The organism is Hydrogenobacter sp. (assembly GCA_041287335.1).
Taxonomy (GTDB): domain Bacteria; phylum Aquificota; class Aquificia; order Aquificales; family Aquificaceae; genus Hydrogenobacter.
Map to the genome: position 1 here is coordinate 1 of JBEULM010000014.1, position 2,791 is coordinate 2,791.

Annotated in this window: 5 protein-coding genes; 4 read left to right on the top strand and 1 reads right to left on the bottom strand. The window is 41.7% G+C overall.

From position 1 onward, the window contains the following. Positions 1–932, bottom strand: a 932-nt coding sequence (locus ABWK04_01750; GenBank protein MEZ0360610.1) for an amidase family protein, incomplete at its 3' end; no start/stop codon positions are given. Positions 933–989: 57 nt separating this feature from the next. Here ABWK04_01750 and rplS point away from each other — a divergent pair. From rplS to ABWK04_01770, 4 genes are all read left to right on the top strand, one after another. Further along, a complete protein-coding gene (rplS, locus tag ABWK04_01755; protein MEZ0360611.1) occupies positions 990–1,361 on the top strand; it encodes a 50S ribosomal protein L19 in 372 nt (123 codons plus the stop codon). Continuing rightward, complete coding sequence (locus ABWK04_01760; GenBank protein ID MEZ0360612.1) at positions 1,358–1,930, top strand: ribonuclease HII; 573 nt, start codon at positions 1,358–1,360, stop codon at positions 1,928–1,930. Before rplS ends, ABWK04_01760 begins: the two co-directional genes overlap by 4 nt. 72 nt (positions 1,931–2,002) lie before the next feature. Continuing rightward, positions 2,003–2,284 (top strand): hypothetical protein, encoded by a 282-nt coding sequence (locus ABWK04_01765; GenBank protein MEZ0360613.1) that lies wholly within the window; start codon positions 2,003–2,005, stop codon positions 2,282–2,284. Then, on the top strand, positions 2,281–2,791 hold a 511-nt coding region (locus ABWK04_01770; GenBank protein MEZ0360614.1), incomplete at its 3' end, for a pilus assembly protein PilY. The genes ABWK04_01765 and ABWK04_01770, both read left to right, overlap by 4 nt.

Genomic DNA, 2,791 nt, shown 5'->3' on the forward strand with positions numbered 1-2,791 from the left:
TCAGAGGGTGCTATAACGTAGTAAGCAGGTATAGAGTACTTCACGTGAGGTAGGGAAACCTCTTCAACAAAGTAGCCGTGTGCCTCAAGTTCTTTGAGGAAAGATTTAAAACAATCTATAACACCTTGCTCCATCTTAAACTCAAAAAACTCCTTAGGTATTCCTATCCTCAAACCCTTGGCTTCCTTTTTTATCTCCTGGGAAAATTTGGGAACGGGTACTTGCGCAGATGTGGAATCCTTCATGTCTTGTCCTGAGATCACCTCCATAAGCAGGGCTACGTCCTGTGTCCTTCTCCCAAAAGGTCCTATCTGATCAAGCGAAGAGGCGAAAGCTACAAGTCCGTATCTTGAAACCCTTCCATAAGTAGGCTTTAGACCTATAACACCGCAAAAAGATGCAGGTTGACGTATAGAACCTCCCGTGTCAGAACCCAAAGAAAGTGGCGCTGAAAATACAGCTACGCTCACCGCCGATCCACCAGAAGAGCCTCCAGGTACCCTCTCAAGATCCCATGGATTTCTGGTAGGGAAGAAAGCTGAGTACTCTGTAGAAGAACCCATAGCAAACTCATCCATGTTAGTCTTCCCTACTATCAAAGCTCCGGCAAGTTTGAGTTTCTCAATTACGGTAGCATCGTACACGGATACATAGTTCTCTAACATTTTTGATGCGCATGTGGTTCTTACACCCTTTACGTTTATGTTATCCTTTATTGCAACGGGTATGCCAAAAAGGGGTTTATCTTCTACTTTACCGTCCAAAGATTTTGCCTCTTTTAGAGCCTCTTCGTAAAGCGGTGTTATAAAAGCTCTAACCTTATCTTCGGTGTGTGAAAATCTCTCAATAAAGCTCTCCAGAACTTCCGAAACTTTTACCTCCTTTCTGAGTATGAGATCCCTAAGTTCAAAGACGGGCTTTTTCCACAGCATAGGAACATTATAACTTGTTTGTGTTATAATTTAACCTTCCTGAAAGGAGGTGAAAAAATGAGTAGCGTTATCCGTGATGTGGAACTTTTATATCAACCTAAAAGGGATTTTCCCGAGTTTAAAGTGGGTGATACAGTACGGGTACATTACAAGATAGTGGAAGGAGATAAGGAACGTATACAGCCTTTTGAAGGTGTAGTGATAAGGATAAAGGGGGGCGGAATAAATAGGAGCTTTACTGTAAGGAAGGAGTCTTACGGTGTTGGTGTTGAGAGGATCTTTCCTTTTGCAAGCCCAAATATAGAAAAGATAGAGATTGTAAAGTACGGAAAGGTACGGAGGGCAAAGCTTTACTTCTTGAGAAAGTATAAAGGCAAAGAAGCTGCAGGTAAGGTGAGAGAGATAAAGCCCTGGGAGAAAAAGAAGTGATAGATTACGAGCTATCTTTCTGGAAAAAGGGTCTTTTGGTTGCCGGGGTGGATGAGGCGGGAAGGGGACCTTTGGCAGGTCCAGTTGTTGCTGCAGCTGTAATTCTACCACCTTACACCGAACCCTTCATAAGCGGGGATTCTAAAAGGATGTCTCAGAGTGAAAGGGAAAGAGCCTTTGAGATCATAAAGGCTAAAGCTCTATCCGTTGGCACTGCGGTAGTAGATAGCGTAGTCATAGACAGGATAAATATCCTTCAAGCTACAAAGCTGGCTATGAAAAGAGCCATTGAGGATCTCAAACACCCTTTTGACGTGGTCATAAGCGATTACGTAAATCTGGAAAATTACAACTGCCTTCCTCTGGTCAAAGGTGACGAAAAAAGCTTAAGTTGTGCGTGCGCATCCATTATAGCAAAAGTATTGAGAGACAGAATCATGGAGCATTATCACCGTCTATTTCCTGAGTACGAATTTACAAAACATAAAGGATACCCCACTGTCAGACACAGAGAGCTTTTAAAAAAGTTTGGCTACACTGATATACACAGAAAAAGTTTCAAGCTGTAAATAGTTTCACATAAACATCACGCAAACACAACGCAATTGAAAGACAATAATACTGAGGAAGGTGGAAAAAAAATGAGGAAGGTGTTAGCTATTTTATGTATATTAATGATCACCGCAAGCTTCGGGATAGATGAACTTTTCATAACTGTAAAAGTGATGGACTATGATCAAAGAACCGGTACAATAAAAGCAGTTGGCGTATCAGGACCATGCAAAGGCTATAAAATGAACCTTCTTTCCAAACCGGGTATGGATGCCAGTAAGCTTCTAAACAGAGATGTTTCTGTAATGATAGACAGTAGCAAGTGCCAAGATGGAGGAACATACAGGATAAAGGGGAGTGAAAAGCCATGAAGGTAAAGAGCCTGCTAACACTCCTTTTCATATCCTTGGTGTTTTTAAATCCAAAAGAAAGTAATGTAAAAGCTGCCTCTATGGGAAGTTACTGCTACATTCCTCCTTATGTAGGGCAAGCTGTATCTCCAAACGTAATGCTCCTTATAGATGTCAGCGGGTCAATGTCATGGTGTGCCTACAATCCTAATTCGTATAAAACTGGTTGTTGTACTTCCTCATCAGGATGTGGCTGGACATATCAAGGTACAGAGGAAGGATACTTTGATCCTACAAAAGTTTACAAATATCAATCAGGTGTCTGGGTAGAAACTACAGGAACACCTGCGAGCTGTCCAAAAAGTGCGTACGTATGTAATTGGTGGGGATGTTTTGATGCACTAGATAAGACAAAGTTATACAGCGGTAGCTGTCTCAACTTTCTGTACATGACAAGGATAGATTTAGTAAGGTGGGCATTAACTGGGGGTAGTCTTGCAAGCTGTAATACTGGTGTGAACGTAAAAA

Bases quoted from the DNA above. Each gene is read 5' to 3' on its own strand.
- rplS (MEZ0360611.1), top strand. From the start codon at position 990: ATGAGTAGCGTTATCCGTGATGTGGAACTTTTATATCAACCTAAAAGG.
- ABWK04_01765 (MEZ0360613.1), top strand. From the start codon at position 2,003: ATGAGGAAGGTGTTAGCTATTTTATGTATATTAATGATCACCGCAAGC.